Origin of the sequence: Agrococcus baldri, assembly GCA_900114805.1 — a bacterium.
GTDB classification, from domain to species: Bacteria; Actinomycetota; Actinomycetes; order Actinomycetales; family Microbacteriaceae; genus Agrococcus; species Agrococcus baldri.
This window is the reverse complement of the sequence record FOZN01000001.1, coordinates 144,943-162,033: the sequence shown is the minus strand read 5'-3', so window position 1 is coordinate 162,033 and position 17,091 is coordinate 144,943. Positions and strand designations below refer to the sequence as shown.

17 protein-coding genes are annotated in these 17,091 nt (G+C 72.0%); 14 read left to right on the top strand and 3 right to left on the bottom strand.

Translation table 11 applies throughout. The features are described 5' to 3' along the window. Positions 1-100: 100 nt before the first annotated feature. The 5 genes from nusA to BM288_RS00745 all read left to right on the top strand — a co-directional run bounded on the left by nusA (position 101) and on the right by BM288_RS00745 (position 5,170). On the top strand, positions 101-1,090 hold the full coding sequence (gene nusA, locus BM288_RS00765; RefSeq protein WP_092914929.1) for a transcription termination factor NusA: 990 nt from the start codon (positions 101-103) through the stop codon (positions 1,088-1,090). A gap of 28 nt (positions 1,091-1,118) precedes the next feature. Continuing rightward, positions 1,119-1,367: a YlxR family protein gene (locus tag BM288_RS14715; RefSeq protein ID WP_092914927.1), complete on the top strand. Its 249-nt coding sequence runs from the start codon at positions 1,119-1,121 to the stop codon at positions 1,365-1,367. 110 nt (positions 1,368-1,477) lie between these two features. Beyond that, entirely contained in the window at positions 1,478-4,186 is a 2,709-nt protein-coding gene (gene infB / locus BM288_RS00755; protein ID WP_092914926.1) for a translation initiation factor IF-2, read from the top strand. 79 nt (positions 4,187-4,265) lie between these two features. After that, positions 4,266-4,709, top strand: coding sequence for a 30S ribosome-binding factor RbfA (gene rbfA, locus BM288_RS00750; protein ID WP_092914924.1), 444 nt, complete (start codon positions 4,266-4,268; stop codon positions 4,707-4,709). Next, positions 4,709-5,170: a hypothetical protein gene (locus BM288_RS00745; RefSeq protein ID WP_092914922.1), complete on the top strand. Its 462-nt coding sequence runs from the start codon at positions 4,709-4,711 to the stop codon at positions 5,168-5,170. Before rbfA ends, BM288_RS00745 begins: the two co-directional genes overlap by 1 nt. 3 nt (positions 5,171-5,173) lie before the next feature. Here the strand turns inward: BM288_RS00745 and BM288_RS00740 are convergent, their stop codons facing one another. Continuing rightward, a complete protein-coding gene (locus BM288_RS00740; protein WP_092914920.1) occupies positions 5,174-6,586 on the bottom strand; it encodes an RNB domain-containing ribonuclease in 1,413 nt (470 codons plus the stop codon). 92 nt (positions 6,587-6,678) lie between these two features. Next, entirely contained in the window at positions 6,679-7,551 is an 873-nt protein-coding gene (locus BM288_RS00735) for an HhH-GPD family protein (protein ID WP_092914918.1), read from the bottom strand. Between the two features lie 38 nt (positions 7,552-7,589). Between BM288_RS00735 and BM288_RS00730 the strand changes: the two genes are divergently transcribed. Continuing rightward, positions 7,590-9,002: a DUF418 domain-containing protein gene (locus BM288_RS00730; RefSeq protein WP_318255252.1), complete on the top strand. Its 1,413-nt coding sequence runs from the start codon at positions 7,590-7,592 to the stop codon at positions 9,000-9,002. Positions 9,003-9,048: 46 nt separating this feature from the next. Further along, complete coding sequence (locus BM288_RS00725) at positions 9,049-9,750, top strand: nucleoside/nucleotide kinase family protein (RefSeq protein ID WP_092914916.1); 702 nt, start codon at positions 9,049-9,051, stop codon at positions 9,748-9,750. Here the strand turns inward: BM288_RS00725 and BM288_RS00720 are convergent. Then, on the bottom strand, positions 9,747-10,751 hold the full coding sequence (locus BM288_RS00720) for a ketopantoate reductase family protein (protein WP_092914914.1): 1,005 nt from the start codon (positions 10,749-10,751) through the stop codon (positions 9,747-9,749). The two genes, BM288_RS00725 and BM288_RS00720, sit on opposite strands and share 4 nt — an antisense overlap. A gap of 122 nt (positions 10,752-10,873) precedes the next feature. On the opposite strand from BM288_RS00720, the gene truB reads away from it, so the two are divergent. The 7 genes from truB to BM288_RS00685 all read left to right on the top strand — a co-directional run bounded on the left by truB (position 10,874) and on the right by BM288_RS00685 (position 17,073). Beyond that, positions 10,874-11,779 carry a tRNA pseudouridine(55) synthase TruB gene (gene truB / locus BM288_RS00715; protein ID WP_092914912.1) on the top strand — a complete coding sequence of 302 codons (906 nt, stop codon included), beginning with the start codon at positions 10,874-10,876 and terminating at the stop codon, positions 11,777-11,779. A gap of 12 nt (positions 11,780-11,791) precedes the next feature. Next, positions 11,792-12,163 carry a hypothetical protein gene (locus tag BM288_RS00710; protein WP_318255251.1) on the top strand — a complete coding sequence of 124 codons (372 nt, stop codon included), beginning with the start codon at positions 11,792-11,794 and terminating at the stop codon, positions 12,161-12,163. A 14-nt stretch (positions 12,164-12,177) separates the two neighbouring features. Then, positions 12,178-12,591 (top strand): hypothetical protein, encoded by a 414-nt coding sequence (locus BM288_RS00705; protein WP_404799682.1) that lies wholly within the window; start codon positions 12,178-12,180, stop codon positions 12,589-12,591. Next, positions 12,588-13,586: a bifunctional riboflavin kinase/FAD synthetase gene (locus tag BM288_RS00700; protein ID WP_318255249.1), complete on the top strand. Its 999-nt coding sequence runs from the start codon at positions 12,588-12,590 to the stop codon at positions 13,584-13,586. The genes BM288_RS00705 and BM288_RS00700 overlap by 4 nt, the downstream gene beginning before the upstream one ends. Before the next feature lie 69 nt (positions 13,587-13,655). Beyond that, positions 13,656-14,681 (top strand): deoxyribose-phosphate aldolase, encoded by a 1,026-nt coding sequence (gene deoC / locus BM288_RS00695; protein ID WP_092914908.1) that lies wholly within the window; start codon positions 13,656-13,658, stop codon positions 14,679-14,681. Between the two features lie 8 nt (positions 14,682-14,689). After that, on the top strand, positions 14,690-16,129 hold the full coding sequence (locus tag BM288_RS00690) for an aldehyde dehydrogenase family protein (RefSeq protein ID WP_092914906.1): 1,440 nt from the start codon (positions 14,690-14,692) through the stop codon (positions 16,127-16,129). Continuing rightward, complete coding sequence (locus BM288_RS00685) at positions 16,129-17,073, top strand: aldehyde dehydrogenase family protein (protein ID WP_092914904.1); 945 nt, start codon at positions 16,129-16,131, stop codon at positions 17,071-17,073. The genes BM288_RS00690 and BM288_RS00685 overlap by 1 nt, the downstream gene beginning before the upstream one ends. The last annotated feature ends 18 nt before the right edge of the window (positions 17,074-17,091 follow it).

Below are 17,091 nucleotides of genomic sequence, written 5' to 3'. Positions count from 1 at the left end.
GATGTGAGCATGCGGCTCTGCCCCGCTGGCCCCGCCGTGCCTGTAGACTGACCGGTCGGCATTCGTTGCCGAACGGACCGCAGGAACAAGGAGCCCACAAGTGAAGATCGATCTGAACGTGCTGAAGACCGTCGAGCGCGAGCGGGAGATCTCCCAGGACGACCTGATCCGCATCACCGAGCAGGCCATCCTGCAGGCGCACGTGCGCTCGGGCGAGAAGCCCGACCCCGCAGCGCCGCAGCCGCGCGTCGAGATCGACCGCAAGACGGGCGAGGTGACGCTGTACGAGCCCGAGCTCGACGAGGACGGCAACCGCATCGGCGAGTCGGTCGCGACCACCGACGACTTCAGCCGCATCGCCGCCACCGCCGCCAAGCAGGTCATCTTCCAGGCGCTGCGCGACAAGAGTGACGAGACCGTGCTGGGCGCCTACAAGGATCGCGAGGGCGACATCATCGCCGGCGTCGTGCAGCAGGGCACCAACCCGCGCATGGTGCAGGTCAAGCTCGGCGACGACATGGAGGCGCTGCTGCCCCCCGAGGAGCAGGCGCCGGGCGAGACGTACGCCCATGGCAAGCGGATGCGCGTCTACATCACCAAGGTCGAGCGCGGCCAGCGCGGGCCGCAGGTGACCGTCAGCCGCACCCACCCCTCGCTCGTGCGCCGGCTGTTCGCGCTCGAGGTCCCCGAGATCGCCTCCGGCGCCGTCGAGATCGTGGCGATCGCCCGCGAGGCCGGCCATCGCTCGAAGATCGCCGTGCGCGCGACGCAGCCGGGCATCAACGCCAAGGGCGCGTGCATCGGCGAGATGGGCGCGCGCGTGCGCGCCGTGCAGGCCGAGTTGGGGGAGGAGAAAGTCGACATCGTCGACTTCTCCGAGGACCTGCCAGCCTTTGTCGCCAGCGCACTCAGCCCGGCACGGGTGTCGGATGCGTTCATGCTGGATGAGAAGACCCGGGCCGTCCGTGCGCTGGTGCCCGACTTCCAGCTCTCGCTCGCGATCGGCCGCGAGGGGCAGAACGCCCGGCTGGCCGCGAAGCTGACCGGCGCGAAGATCGACATCCAGCCCGACTCGGTGATGGAGGACTGAGCTCAGCCGGCCGGGCGTGTCGCCTGTTATGCTGAACTCCATCCGTACGTGCCTTGGCTGTCGCGCGCGCTCCGAACCCGCACTCCTGGTGCGGATCGCTGCGCAGGGCGACGAGGCGGTCGTCGATCACGATCGACGACTTCCCGGCAGGGGCGCGTGGGTGCATCCGACGCAGCAGTGCGCGGAACGCGCACTGCGTGCGATCCCGCGGGCCCTGCGCCAGCGGCACCTGGATACCTCGCCCATCGCCCGATGGGCACAGGACGGGCTCGCCTGAGCCCCGACCGAAGGAACGAAACCCACATGGACAACTGATGAGCAGCTCGAAATGAGACCCGTCAGCTATTGACGTCCGCCCTGTCCTGGGCGGACCAGGACAGGAGAGAAGTGGCAAACCCACGCGTTCACGAGATCGCCGCCGAAGTCGGCGTCGAGAGCAAGGTCGCCATGGCCAAGCTCAAGGAGATGGGCGAGTTCGTCAAGGGACCCGCCTCGGCGGTCGCGCCCCCGGTCGCTCGCAAGCTCAAGGCTGCGCTCGAGGCCGATGGCGCCGCTGGCGCCGCAGCCGAGAAGAAGTCCGCTGCTGCCGCACCGGCAGCGGCGAAGGCCTCCGCGAAGACCCCCGCCGCGAGCAAGCCCGCTCCGGCACCCAAGGCAGATGCCCCGGCGCCTGCGCCGAAGGCCGCCCCGGCCCCGGCAGCTGCGGCTGCCCCGGCTGCAGCCGCCCCCGCCGCTGAGCAGCCCGCTCAGGCCGCCGCGCCGAAGCCCGAGGGCGATGCGCCCGCCGGCGACGCCGCATCCGGCCCGACGCCCAACGCCATCCCGCGCCCGATGGCGCGCCCCGGCGCGCCGCGGCCCGGCAACAATCCGTTCGCCTCCAGCCAGGGCATGGGCCGTCCGCGCGGCGGCAACAACCCGTTCACCAGCAAGCAGGGCGCTGCGCGCCCGGCGGCGCCGCGCCCCGGTGCGCCCCGCCCCGGCGCACCGCGTCCAGGCTCGCCCCGCCCCGGCTCTCCCCGCGGCGCGGGTGCCGGGCGTCCCGGCGGCGGCGCCGGCGGCCCCGGTGGCTTCCAGCGTCCCGGCCAGGGCGCGCCCAGCCGTGGCGCTCCCGGTCGCGGCGGTCCCGCCTTCGCGGGTCGCGGCGGCGGTCGTGGTCGCGGTGGCACGGCTGGTGCGTTCGGCAAGGGCGGCGCCAAGGGCAAGTCGCGCAAGTCGAAGCGCACGAAGCGGCTCGAGTTCGAGATGCGGGAGGCTCCGTCGGTCGGCGGCGTCAAGATCCGCCGCGGCGACGGCACGACCGTCGTCCGCATGCGCCGCGGCGCCTCGATCGCCGACTTCGCCGAGAAGATCGATGCAAGCCCCGCCGACCTCGTGACGGTGCTGTTCCACCTCGGTGAGATGGCGACGGCGACGGAGTCGCTCGACGAGTCGACCTTCCAGATCCTCGGCGAGGAGCTGGGCTACCGCATCCAGATCGTCAGCCCCGAGGACGAGGACAAGGAGCTCCTGGAGGGCTTCGACATCGATCTCGAGCAGGAGCTCGAGGACGAGTCGGACGAAGACCTGGAGTACCGCTCGCCGGTGGTCACCGTCATGGGTCACGTCGACCACGGAAAGACCCGCCTGCTCGACGCGATCCGCAACGAGAACGTCATCGAGGGCGAGGCCGGCGGCATCACGCAGCACATCGGCGCCTACCAGGTCTGGCAGGAGCACGAGGGCGAGGACCGCTCGGTCACCTTCATCGACACCCCGGGTCACGAGGCGTTCACCGCCATGCGTGCCCGCGGTGCGCAGGTCACCGACATCGCGATCCTGGTGGTCGCGGCCGACGACGGCATCATGCCGCAGACGGTCGAGGCGCTGAACCACGCGCAGGCCGCAGGCGTGCCGATCGTGGTCGCGGTCAACAAGGTCGACAAGCCCGAGGCCAACCCGGCCAAGGTGCGCCAGCAGCTCACCGAGTACGGCCTGGTTGCAGAGGAGTACGGCGGCGACACGATGTTCGTCGACGTCTCGGCGCTGGCCCGCACCGGCATCGACGAGCTGCTCGAGGCGGTGCTGCTGACGGCGGACGCCGGTCTCGACCTGCGTGCGAACCCGAACAAGGAGGCGCGCGGCGTCGCCATCGAGGCACGCCTCGACAAGGGCCGCGGCTCGGTCGCGACCGTGCTCATCCAGTCCGGAACGCTGCGCGTCGGCGACGCCATCGTGGCGGGAACGGCCTACGGCCGCGTCCGTGCGATGGTCGACGACCGCGGTGAGCTGGTGCAGGAGGCGTACCCCTCGATGCCCGTGCAGGTGCAGGGCCTCTCGCGCGTCCCCCGTGCAGGTGACACGTTCATCTCCACGGAGGAGGACCGCACGGCGCGCCAGATCGCTGAGAAGCGTGAGGCCGTCGAGCGCAACGCGCAGCTGGCGAAGGCCCGCAAGCGTCTGACGCTCGAGGACTTCTCGACCCAGCTCGAGCAGGGCAAGGTCGAGACGCTCAACCTCATCATCAAGGGTGACGTCTCGGGTGCCGTCGAGGCGCTCGAGGAGTCGCTGCTGAAGATCGAGATCGATGACAGCGTCGACCTGCGGATCATCCACCGCGGTGTCGGTGGCGTCACCGAGTCCGACGTGAACCTCGCGACGGTCGACAACGCCGTGATCATCGGCTTCAACGTCCGCCCCGACCCGAAGGCCCGTGAGCGCGCCGCCCGTGAGGGCGTCGACGTGCGGTTCTACAACGTCATCTACGCGGCGATCGAAGACATCGAGAACTCGCTCAAGGGCATGCTCAAGCCCGAGTACGAGGAGGTCAAGTCGGGTGTGGCGGAGATCCGCGAGGTCTTCCGCTCGTCGAAGTTCGGCAACATCGCCGGCTCGATCGTCCGCTCCGGCACGATCACCCGCAACGCGAAGGCCCGTGTCATCCGCGACGGCGTCGTGCTGGCCGATGGCCTGGCCATCGAGTCGCTGCGCCGCTTCAAGGACGACGTCACCGAGGTGAAGACGGACTACGAGTGCGGTATCGGCCTCGGCAAGTTCAACGATCTGCAGATCGGCGACGAGATCGAGACCACCGAGATGGTGGAGAAGCCGCGCGTCTGATCGCGTGATTGCCAGAATGAGCAGGTGAATGTGGGGCGGCCTCGGTCGCCCCACATCCGTCTCGAGACTGGAGGAAGTCATGAAGGAGAACCCCAGGGCGAGGAAGATCGCCGACCGCATCCGCGAGATCACCGTGCGCGCCCTCGAGCGCGAGGTGAAGGACCCGCGGCTCGGCTTCGTGACGATCACGGATGTCCGGGTCACCGGCGATCTGCAGCACGCGTCGATCTTCTACACCGTCTACGGCAGCGACGAGGAGCGGGCCGACACGGCGATCGCCCTGGCGAGCGCCAAGGGCGTGGTGCGGCGCGAGATCGGCAAGGGGCTCTCGCTGCGGCTGACGCCGGCGATCGAGTTCTTCCTCGACGCGCTGCCCGAGAACGCCGCGTCGATCGAGCACCTGCTCGACGAGGCGCGGATGCGCGACAAGGCCGCCCACGACGCGGCTGCGTCAGCGAAGTACGCCGGCGACGCCGACCCGTACCGCAAGCCGCACGAGGACGAAGAGCGCGACGAGGCCTGATGCGCCGCGCAGCCGCTGGGGCGATCGCACTGTCGGTCGTGCTCGGCGGCTGCGCCATGCAGGACGACAGCCTCATCGAGCTCACCCCGACGCAGGCGGCCGCGGCGTACCGCGACGCGATCTGCCGGGTGCTGCAGACCGACGGCGATGTGGGGGCGGCGCTCACCTCGGACGACCATGACGCCGTATTCGAGGCCGCGCGAGCGCGCGCGGAGGTGCTCTCGAATCGAGGCATCACGGTCTCCGAGCAGCACGAGTGGCCCGCCGGCGCGGAAGCGGTCTGGCAGGTCGACGAAGCACTGTCCCGTGAGCTCAGCTGGGTGCTGGCGGTCGCTGGTGCGTCATCGACCGCAGCCGCTCGTGCCGTGCCCCGACCGGATCTCGCACAGCGCGCATCGCTCGACCAGCACGTGCGAGCGGCGCTCGCACTGCCGGCCGACGACGTCGAGCTCTGCCGCTGACTCTCAGGCCTGGGCGAAGCGCAGCCGCCGCGTTCCCAGGTCGGCCTCGGTGAGCCGCACCCGGATGCGCGAGCCGGGCTCCGCATCCGTCTCACACTTCGCCTCCGTGGGCGGGTCGATGAGCTGGATCGTGGCGCCCTCCTTGCGGGCCTCGACCACCACGGCGTCGAACTCGTGGCCGATGCGGTCGCGCAGCACCGCGATCTCGACCGCGTCGATCGACTCGCGCTCGAGCGTGCCGGCGAGCTGGCTCGAGCGCTGCATGATCTCCGGCAGCCCCGTCAGCCCCTCGGCCGCCCACTGCGGGATCTCGCGCCCGTTCGCGATCGCCTCGCAGTGCGCGAGCACGTAGCGGTCGACGAGTCGGCGCAGCGGCGCGGTGGTGTGCGCGTAGGGCGCCCCGATCGCCGCCTGCTCGAGCCGCGACGCCTCAGAGCCGTCGTGCAGCACGTCATAGCCGGCGCCGCGGAAGAGCCGCCTGGCCGCCTGCAGGATCGCGAGCGTGGTCGGCTTCGCACGATCGAGCCGCCGCAGGAACGCGCCGTAGTGCTCGTCCTCCGCCCACTCCTCGCCGATCGCGCGCACCTCCTTGCGGAAGCGGTTGACGTCGCCCTTCGGCGGCCGCGGCATGGTGCGCAGGATGCCGCGCTTCGCCCGCAGCTGCAGGTTCGCCGCCTCCATGCCGGTCATGAGCGAGATCTGCGCGTTCCAGCGCTCCACCGGCAGCAGCACACGCCGCTCGATGAAGAAGCTGTCGCCCTCGCGCGCGATCTCCTCCTCCGGCATGTCGAGGCTCGCTCCCTCGCGCGCCTCCTCGAGCGCGATGCGCAGCTCGCCCACCGTCTCGAGCAGGCCCAGCATCGCGTCGCCCGCCTCGACCCGCTCCTGCGCCTGCGCGTAGGTGAGCTGCTCGCGCGAGCGCACCCGTGCGCGCTCCAGGGTCGTCTCGGTGACGTCGCCCGACGCATCCAGGTGCATCGTCCACACGTAGGCGCCGCGCTCCTGGCCGGCGAGCAGGCTCGCTGCGCCCTCGCTGACGACCGGCGGGTGCAGCGGCACGCGGCCGTCGGGCGCGTACATCGTCTGGCCGCGCCGCCGCGCCTCGGCGTCGATCGCGCCGCCGGGGGCGACGAAGGCGGGCACGTCGGCGATCGCGTAGCGCACCACGAAGCCTTCGCCGTCGCGCTCGATGTGGAGCGCCTGGTCGAGGTCGGTGGCGCCGGGCGGGTCGATGGTGACGAACTCGATGCCGGTCTGGTCGGCCTCCGGCAGCTGCGGGTCGGCCGCGAAGGCCCCGGCCTCCGCCTGTGCCTCCGACGGGAACTCGCTCGTCAGCTCGAGCTCGGCCCTGATGGCGGCGAGCGCCGCCTCGAGCTCGTCGGTGGTCTCGGTCAGTCGCTGGTGTCGTGCCGGCATGCGCACCAACCTATGCCCCGCGGATTCTCAACGTGCTGGGTGCGCCTTCGGCGCACCCCCTGCGCCGAGCCAGCACCTCACACGTTGAGATCTCAGTCGGGGAGGCGCACGCTGCCGTCCGCCCGCACGATCAGCCCGTCGATTGCCAGGGAGGCGAGCGCACGCTCGAGCTGCTCGCCATCGGGCCACAGCTGCGCCGCCTCCGCCTCGGTCAGCGGCACGTCGATGCCGCGCAGCGCCCGCAGCACCGTGCCGCGCACCTGCCGGTCGCTGCCGGCGAAGCTCGCCTGCCGCGGTGCTCGCTTGCCTTGGTAGGGCGGGTAGCCGGCCGCGCGCCAGGCGCAGGCGTCGGCGATCGGGCATGCCTCGCACGTCGGTGCGCGGGCGGTGCAGACGAGCGCGCCGAGCTCCATGAGCGCGATGGAGATGACGGATGCGTCCTGGTCGTCCACAGGCAGCAGGGCCTCGACGTCGGCCAGGTCGCGTCGCCGCGCGGGACCTGCCTCGCCCTGCCCGTGCATCGCGCGGGCGACGACCCGTCGCACGTTCGTGTCGACGACCGGGTGGCGGTCGCCGTAGTGGAAGACGGCGACGGCCCGCGCCGTGTAGTCGCCGACGCCCGGCAGCGCGAGCAGCGCATCCACGTCCCTCGGCACCTCGCCACCGTGCCGCTCGACGATCGCGCGCGCTGTGTCCTGCAGCCGCAGCGCGCGCCGCGGGTAGCCGAGCGTGCCCCACTGCCGCAGCACCTCGTGGGTGGGCGCGTCGGCGAGGTCGGCGGGCGTGGGCCAGCGCGCCAGCCAGCGGTCGATCTCGATCGCGACCCGAGCGGCCTGCGTCTGCTGCAGCATGATCTCGCTCACGAGCGTGCCCCAGGCGTCGAACTCGGGCCGGCGCCACGGCAGATCGCGGGCGTGCGCCCGGTACCAGCCGGCGAGCTCGTCGAGCGGGAGGGCACCGGGCATCCAGCCAGCGTAGACGGGTCGCCGCTAGCGTCGATCGGGTGAGCCAGCCCCAGCCGCCGATTCCGCAGCCGTCCTTCCCGGGGCAGTTCGAGCAGGGCCGAGCGGCGCAGCCCATGCCCGCGGGGTCATCGCAGCAGCCGGCGCAGGCACCGTGGCAGCCGGGGCAGGCCGCGCCGTGGCAATCGGCGCCGCGGCAACCGCTGCCAGAGGTCGACCTGGCCGCCGCGGCGACCGCGGCGAGGGGCCGCAGCCTCGCGCCCGATCTCGCGCGCGGCATCATGCTGCTGCTGATCGCCCTCGCGAACGTTCCGTGGTGGCTCACCGCCGCCGAGCACGGTGCGACGAACGCGCACGGGATCGGGTACGAAGGCGCCGACCTCATCTACCAGCTCGTCTCGCTGGTCGTCATCGATGGCCGCGCCTACCCGCTGTTCGCGTTCCTGTTCGGCTACGGCATCTGGCAGATGTACAGCAGGCAGGCCGCAGCGGGCACGCCCTGGCGGGATGCCCGCCGCGTGCTGCAGATCAGGCACGGCTGGATGGTCGCGTTCGGTGCGGTGCACGCGTTGCTGCTCTGGTTCGGCGACATCGTCGGCGCCTACGGGCTCGTCGGGCTCATCGTCGTCGGCGCCCTGCTGCGGCGCTCCGACCGCACGCTCGTCGTCGTCGCGTGGATCGTCACCGGCCTGCTGGCCGTGGCAGGCGTGCTGACGCTCGTCAGCGGCCTGCTGCTGGGCTCCGGAGCCTTCGGGGATGCCTCGCTGTTCGCCACCTCCGACATTCCGGCGGTGGCCGCCGAATCGAACTACCTGCTGTTCATGGCCGCGAGCTTCGGCACCTGGCTCCTCGCGACCCCCGGGCAGGTCATCATGCTGACCGTGCCGCTCGCCGTGGTGCTCGGCCTGCTGGCAGCGCGCCGGGGCCTGCTCGACCGACCGCAGGAGCACCGGGCGCTGCTGACGCGCATCGCCGTCGGCGGCATCCTGATCGGCTGGGCCGGCGGCGCGGTCGCGGCGCTGCAGTTCGCGGGCGTGCTGCTCGACCCGGCAGTCTCCTTCGCCACCATGGGCATCACGGGGCTCGCGGGCGTCGCCGGCGGCATCGGCTACGCCGCGCTGTTCGGCCTCATCGGCGCCGCGATCGGCCGCCGCGGCGAGCGACGACCGCATGGCATCGTCACCCGCGCCGTCAGCGCCGTCGGCAAGCGCTCGCTCACGAGCTACCTGCTGCAGTCGGTGCTGTTCGCGCCGGTGCTGGCGGCTTGGGGCTTCGGCCTCGGGGCGACGATGACGCCGCTGACCGCTGCCGGCCTCGCGGTCGGCGTCTGGCTCGTCACCGCGGTGGTCGCACTGCTGCTCGACCTGCGGGGCAAGCGAGGCCCCGCCGAGGCGCTGCTGCGCCGGCTCGCCTACGGCAGGCGCCCGGTGGCCGCGCCGACACCTGTCGGCTGATCGCGAACACCGCAGGCGCGCCCGCCCGAGCGCTTAGGCTGGCCGCATGGCAGACAGCGCACTCCTCATGCGGGCCGCGTCGTGGACGCCCGAGCAGAAGCAGCTCTACACGCAGCTGGCCGAGCTCATGCTGCGGCGCAACCCGAGCGGCCGCCGGCTGGTGGCGGTCGAGGGCCGCGACGGCACCGGCAAGACCCACTTCGCCGACGCCCTGCAGGTCGCCTTCGCGCGCGCCGGCGTCGAGGCGTTCCGCGCGAGCGTCGACGACTTCCACCGTCCGCAGGCCTTCCGCTACCGCCAGGGGCGCGACTCGCCCAAGGGCTACTACGAGGATGCCTTCGACACCGAGCTGCTCGACCGCGTGCTGCTGCACCCGTTCCGCATGGGCGGCTCGACGGGCTTCCAGACGCGCGCGTTCGACCTGCACCGCGATGCGCCGGTCGAGATGGCGTGGGAGAGCGCCGGGCCGGACGCGGTGCTGATCGTCGACGGCGTCTTCCTGCAGCGCCCGGCGCTGGCGGGCAAGTGGCATGCGGTCGTCTACCTGGAGGCGACCGACCGGGTCAGAGGCGAGCGGATGCGCGCACGGGATGGCGCGCACCCCGACGTCCAGCACGAGTCGCACCGCCGCTACCGCGAGGCGCACGACTTCTACGAGTCGAACTCCACGCCGCGTCGCAAAGCTGCGTTCATCGTCGACAACACCGACTGGCGCAAGCCCTTCCAGTCCTTCGCCGACAGCTGCTAGGCGAGCCCCCGCACGACCGACGGCGGCAGGAAGTCGCCCGTGCGCTCCACTTCGTGCACGAGCTCGACGAGCGCCGCGTTCACGGGCGCCTCCAACCCGATCCGCACCGCCGCATCCACCACGGCGCCGTTGATCGCATCCACCTCGGTCAGCTGGCCGCGCCGGATCGACTGCTGCGTCGAGCCGAGGTTGGGCACGTCGCCCAGCCGCTCCTTGATGCGCAGCGGCACCTGCTGCGCGAGGCGCCGCGGCGCGTAGGCGACCACGCGCACGAGCAGGGGCGTGAGGCCCTGCAGCGGCTGGAAGGCCACCCCCGCGGCGAGCCCCGTGCGGGCGGTCTCCCGCATCGAGGCGAGCATGACGCGCCGCAGCCCCGGGTCGCGGATCACGTCCTGCACCGAGTGGCCGACGATGGCGGGGATGGCGTTGACCATGTTGATCAGCAGCTTCGTCCACTGCGCGCCCTCGATCGAGGGCGTCTCGCTGGTCGGCAGCGCCTCGCCCAGCAGTGCGGCGAAGCGCGCGCCCTCGGTGCCGCCGACGATGGTGTCGCCGGTCGCGGTGACCGTGACGATGCCGGGCTCGAGCGAGTTCGCCGCCATCAGCGAGATGCCGCCGGCGACGCGCTCGTGCCCGAGCAGCCGCGCGGCCGCCCGCTCGCCGCCCAGCCCGTTCTGCACCACCAGCAGCGGCACGCCCGCAAGCGAAGCCCGGTTCGCCGACAGCGCCTCGACGGCGCCGGTCGCCTTGACCGCCAGGATCGCCGCGTCCGGCCGCTCCGCCAGCGTCTCGAGCGCCGCCACGTGCGCCGTGTGCGCGCCGAAGCCGCCCTTGATGCGCAGCCCGTGCGCCTCGATAGCGGCCAGATTCTCGCCCCGCGCGGTGACGGTCACCTCGTGCCCCACCGCATCCAGCCTCGCCGCGATGGTGCCGCCGATCGCACCCGCGCCGATCACCGCGATGCGCTGCCGGGCAGGGCTCGTCCCACTCGTCGCCGCCATGCTGGCCAGGCTAACGCGCCTTCGCCGACCCGTCCCGGCCACGCCGACCCGGTGCACCCGGTCGCGCTGGCCGCAACGGGTCGGCAGAGCTGCGCGCTCGCCGTCGCCGGTAGGCTTCCGGGGTGCCAGCAGCCCCCACAGCCCCCGACGGCATCCTGCTCGTCGACAAGCCGCAGGGCATCACGAGCCACACCGCCGTCAGCCGCGCCCGCCGTGCGCTCGGCACCCGCAAGGTCGGCCACGCCGGCACGCTCGACCCGATGGCGACGGGCCTGCTCATCCTCGGGGTCGGCCCCTCCACGCGCCTGCTGACCCACATGGTCGGCCTCGACAAGACCTACACGGCGACCATCGCGCTGGGCGCCGCCACCACCACGGACGACGCCGAGGGCGAGGTGACCGGACGAGCGGATGCGTCGCACCTGTCGGGCGACGACCTCACGGCCCCGATCGCCGCCCTCACGGGCGAGATCGAGCAGGTGCCCTCGTCGGTCAGCGCCATCAAGGTCGACGGCGAGCGTGCGTACAGCCGGGTGCGGGCGGGGGAGCAGGTGGAGCTGCAGGCCCGGCCCGTCACCGTCTCCCGCTTCGACGTGCTCGCGTTCCGGCCCGCCGCATCCGCCTCCACACCCGCAGAGGTCGACGTGATCGTCGACTGCTCGAGCGGCACGTACATCCGTGCGCTGGCGCGCGATCTGGGCCAGGCGCTCGGCGTCGGCGGCCACCTCACGGCGCTGCGCCGCACGCACGTCGGGCCGTTCGAGGTCCGCGGCGCCCCGATCGCCGACGACTTGCCGGAAGAGGGCGCGGCCGAGCTGCTCGTGCCGCCAGCCGCGGCCGCCGCGCGCATCCTGCCCGTCGCGCAGCTCGACGACGAGCGGGCCGCGAACCTCATGCACGGCCGCAAGACCCCCGCGCTCGACGGCGAGGCGGGCATCGTGGCTGCCGTGCACGGCGAGCGGCTCATCGGCATCGCCCGCGTCTCGGGCAACCGGCTGCTGCCGGTGACGAACTTCCCGACTGTCTGATCTGGAGGACGAGTGATCGACTGGCTCATGCTCGCGCAGGCGATCGGCCTGGCCGCGATCGGCGTCGCCGTGGTGATCGTCGGGCTGCTGCGCAAGCCGTTCAACGACTGGATCCTGGGCGCGGCGGCGCTCACGCTGCTGACGCTCGTGGTGCAGGCGGTCGCCTCGATCGTCGCGCCGCTCATGGGCGCGGGGCCGACGGGCGACCTGTTCGAGTACTGGGTCTACCTGATCTCGGCGCTGCTCATCCCGCCGGCAGCGGTGATGTGGGCGCTCATCGACAAGAAGAGCGAGTGGCAGAGCCTCATCGTCGGCATCGCCATCCTGGCGGTCGCCGTGATGGCCTACCGGATGCACCAGATCTGGTTCGTGCAGGTGGCGTGACGCCGGGCCGTAGAATCGATCGAGTGAGCGAGCGCAGGCATGCAGGCATCGGGCGGGTCCTCATCGCGGTCTACGCGGTGCTGGCGATCGGCGCGACCGGCCGCTCCTTCGTGCAGATCGTGCAGCGCTTCGACGAGGCGCCGCTCGCCTACACGCTGAGCGCCGTCGCCGCGGTCGTCTACATCGTCGCCACCGTCGCGCTCGCGATGCAGCGCAGCGAGACCGCCAGGAAGGTCGCGCTCGCCGCCGTCTGCTTCGAGCTCGCCGGCGTGGTCGTGGTCGGCACGCTCTCGCTCGTCGCGCCCGAGCTGTTCGGCCACCCCTCCGTGTGGAGCTGGTTCGGCATCGGCTACCTGTTCATCCCCGCCGTGCTGCCGTTCCTGGGCCTCTGGTGGCTGCGCGTCAGCCGGGAGCGGGTGGCAGCGTGAGCGCCGTCGCCCCGGGGGCGTCCGACCGGGCCGCATCCGAGCCCGACCCGATGGCCTGGATCGACGAGCTCGTCTCGATGCCCAGCGCCGTCACGATCGGCAAGTTCGATGGCGTGCACGTCGGCCACCAGCGCATCCTCGAGCAGCTCCGCGCGCTCGCCGAGCCCGCGGCAGCGGGTGCGCCGCGGCTGTCGACCACGGTCGTCACCTTCGACCGCAACCCGCTCGAGGTGGTGCGCCCCGACATCGCACCGGTGCCGCTCACCTCGCTCGACGACAAGGTCGCGCTGCTGCGCGACGCGGGCGCCGACCGCGTGATCGTCATCCCCTTCACGAAGGCCGCCGCGGCCCAGCCGCCGCAGGAGTTCGCCGAGCGCGTGCTCTTCGACGGCCTCGGGGCGCGGATGCTGCTGGTCGGCGACGACTTCCGGTTCGGCTTCAAGGGTGCGGGCACGCCCGCGCTGCTGCGCGAGCTCGGCGAGCCGCGCGGCGTGCGCGTCGAGTCGATCGACGACATCTGCTTCACCGACGGTCGCCGCGTCTCCTCGACCTGGATCCGCGAGGCGCTCGAGCTCGGCCGCATCGGTGAGGCGAACGAGATGCTCGGCCGCCGCCACCGGCTGCGCGGCGATGTCGTGCGCGGGTTCCAGCGCGGCAGGGCGCTCGGCTTCCCGACCGCCAACCTGGGAACGCCCGTCGATGGCTTCATCCCCGCCGACGGCGTCTATGCGGCGATCGCCCACGTCGACGCCGGCACCTTCGCCGCCGCCGTCTCGATCGGCGACAACCCCACCTTCGACGGCGTGCAGGCGAAGACGGTCGAGGCCTACCTGCTGGACGTCGATCTCGACCTCTACCACCGCCCGATCGAGCTCGAGCTGGTCGACTTCGTGCGCCCCATGCACCGCTTCGAGGGACTCGATGAGCTGATCGCGCAGATGCACCGCGACGTCGAGCAGACGCGCGAGAGCGTGGTGCCGCTGCTCGCTGGGTAGACTTCCCTGCACGCAAGCCGCGAACCACCTAGCGATGATCCGCACCGCAGCTTCAGCAGAAGGAACAGCGTGACCAGTCCTCGTCCAGCATCGGCCAGTCAAGCGCTCGCCCCCGCAGAGCGCGCCGTCCAGCTGCTCGGCGGTGACCTCTCAGAGGTCGCGCTCCGGCAGCACCTCGAGGGGCTCCCGACCGTCGACGCCGTGGGCCTCGAGGCCCGCGCCGCATCGTTCGGCACGCGCTCCATCAAGACCACCTCGAAGGCGGCGGCGCTCGACACCGTCATCCGCATGATCGACCTGACGACCCTGCAGGGCTCGGACACCCGTGGCAAGGTGCGCTCGCTGGTGGCGAAGGCACTCGTGCCCGACGCATCCGACCCCTCCACACCCCGTCCCGCGGCCGTCTGCGTCTACGGCGACATGGTCGGGAACGCCGTTGAGGCGCTCGGCTCCGCGTGGAGCGCCGGCAAGGACGACGGGATCAACGTCGCCGCCGTCGCGACCGCCTTCCCCTCCGGCCGCGCCAGCATCGGCGTCAAGCTGCAGGACACCCGCGACGCGGTCGCCGCCGGCGCCGACGAGATCGACATGGTCATCGACCGCGGCGCCTTCCTGGAGGGCAACTACGGCAAGGTCTTCGACGAGATCGTGCAGACCAAGGATGCCTGCCGCCGGGACGACGGCACCTACGCGCATCTGAAGGTCATCCTCGAGACCGGCGAGCTCGTCACCTACGACAACGTGCGGCGCGCCTCCTGGCTGTCGATCCTGGCCGGTGGCGACTTCATCAAGACCTCGACCGGCAAGGTGCAGCCCGCGGCGACGCTGCCGGTGACCACCCTCATGCTGCAGGTCGTGCGCGACTGGGAGCGGCTGACGGGGGAGCGCATCGGCGTGAAGCCCGCCGGCGGCATCTCCACCTCGAAGGACGCCATCAAGTACCTGGTCGCGGTCGCCGAGACCTGCGGCGAGGCGTGGCTCGACCCGCACCTCTTCCGCTTCGGCGCCTCGAGCCTGCTGAACGACGTGCTGCTGCAGCGCCAGAAGCTCACCACCGGCCGCTACTCCGGCCCCGACTACGTGACGATCGACTGAGGCTCGCGATGACATTCCTCGACTACGCACCGGCTCCCGAGTCGACCTCCATCCTGGGTCTGCGCGACGAGTACGGCCTGTTCATCGACGGCGAGTGGCGCCCGGGCGGCGGCACGAGCTTCGCCTCCGTCTCGCCCTCGACCGAGCGGCAGATCGCCATGTTCGCCGCCGCCGACGAGGGCGACGTGGATGCCGCGGTCGCCGCCGCGCGCAAGGCCTACCGCACCGTCTGGGGCCCCATGTCGGGCCGCGACCGCGGCAAGTACCTCTTCCGCATCGCGCGCATCCTGCAGGAGCGGGCGCGCGAGCTCGCGGTGGCCGAGTCGCTCGACAACGGCAAGCCCATCAAGGAGACCCGCGACGCCGACGTGCCGCTGGTCGCCCAATGGTTCTTCCACTGTGCCGGCTGGGCCGACAAGCTCGACTGGGTCGGGCTCGGCGCGGGCCCGCAGGCGCACGGCGTGGCCGCGCAGATCATCCCCTGGAACTTCCCGCTGCTGATGCTGTCGTGGAAGATCGCCCCGGCGCTCGCCGCCGGCAACACGGTGGTGCTCAAGCCCGCCGAGACCACGCCGCTGACGGCGATGCTGTTCGCCGACATCTGCCAGCAGGCCGGCCTGCCCGCGGGCGTCGTCAACCTCATCACCGGCGCAGGCGAGACCGGCTCGGCGCTGGTGCGCCACCCCGATGTCGACAAGGTCGCCTTCACCGGCTCCACCGCCGTCGGCCGCGAGATCGCCAAGGCGCTCGCCGGCACGAGCAAGAAGCTGACGCTCGAGCTGGGCGGCAAGGGCGCCAACATCGTCTTCGATGACGCCCCGCTCGATCAGGCCATCGAGGGCATCGTCAACGGCATCTTCTTCAACCAGGGCCAGGTCTGCTGCGCCGGCAGCCGCCTGCTGGTGCAGGAGAACATCCACGACGCGGTGATGGATCGCCTCAAAGAGCGCATGGCCACCCTGCGCCTGGGCGACCCGCTCGACAAGAACACCGACGTGGGCGCGATCAACTCCACCGCGCAGCTCGAACGCATCACCCGGCTCGTCGACGCCGGCATCGCCGAGGGCGGCGAGGCCTGGAGCGCGCCGTGCGAGCTGCCCAAGGAGGGCTACTGGTTCGCGCCCACGGTCGTCACCGGCGTCGAGGCCTCCTCCACGATCGCGCGCGAGGAGATCTTCGGCCCGGTGCTGTCGGTGCTCACCTTCCGCACGCCCGACGAGGCGATCGCGAAGGCCAACAACACGCCCTACGGCCTCTCGGCCGGCATCTGGAGCGACAAGGGCAGCCGCGTGCTGGCCGTCGCCGACAAGCTGCGCGCCGGCGTGGTGTGGACGAACACGTTCAACAAGTTCGACCCCGCGAGCCCCTTCGGCGGCTACAAGGAGTCGGGCTACGGCCGCGAGGGCGGCCGCCAGGGCATGCAGGCATACCTGAAGGGCGGCAAGTGATGGCCACGAGCAAGACCACGACGGCCAAGGCGACCACCGCGGAGCGCACCGCGTCCCGCACGGCCGCACGCACCGCATCCGACCGCGCCGCATCGGCCCGGCTCGATGTGCCGAAGACCTACAAGCTCTTCATCGGCGGCGCCTTCCCGCGCAGCGAGTCCGGTCGCGTCACCGAGGTGACGGATGCGAAGGGCCGCTTCGTCGCGAACGTCGCCAAGGCGTCGCGCAAGGATGCCCGCGAGGCCGTGCGCGCGGCCCGCAAGGCGCACCCCGGCTGGGCGGGCGCGACCGCGTACAACCGCGGCCAGGTGCTCTACCGCGTCGCCGAGGTGCTCGAGGGCCGCAAGGCGCAGTTCGTCGACGAGCTCGTCAGGACCGAGGGCCTCACCGCCGCGCGGGCGGCGAAGCAGGTCGAGGCCGCCATCGACCTGTGGGTGTGGCACGCGGGCTGGACCGACAAGATCGCGGCGATCGCCGGCAACGCCAACGCGGTCGCCGGTCCGTACTTCAACATCTCGGTGCCCGAGCCCACCGGCGTGGTGGCGATCATCGCGCCGCAGACCGATGGGCTGCTGGGCCTGACCTCGGTGGTCGCGCCCGCGCTCGTGACGGGCAACAGCGTCGTCGTCGTGCCCGGATCCGCGCAGCTCTCGGCTATCTCGCTCGCCGAGGTGCTCGCGACCAGCGACCTGCCGGGCGGCGTGGTCAACGTGCTCACGGGCGACGCGGCAGAGCTCGCGCCCTGGCTCGCGAGCCACGCCGACGTCAACGCGCTCGACCTCACCGGCGCGGGCGAGCTCGACTGGATCACGCTCGAGCAGTCCGCCGCCGACACGCTCAAGCGCGTGCTGCGCCCCGAGCCGGGCATCGCGCCCGAGACGCCCCAGCGCATCCTCGCCCTGACGGAGACGAAGACCATTTGGCACACGAAGTCGCGCCTGTAGCGGTGCGGGGTCGGCGTG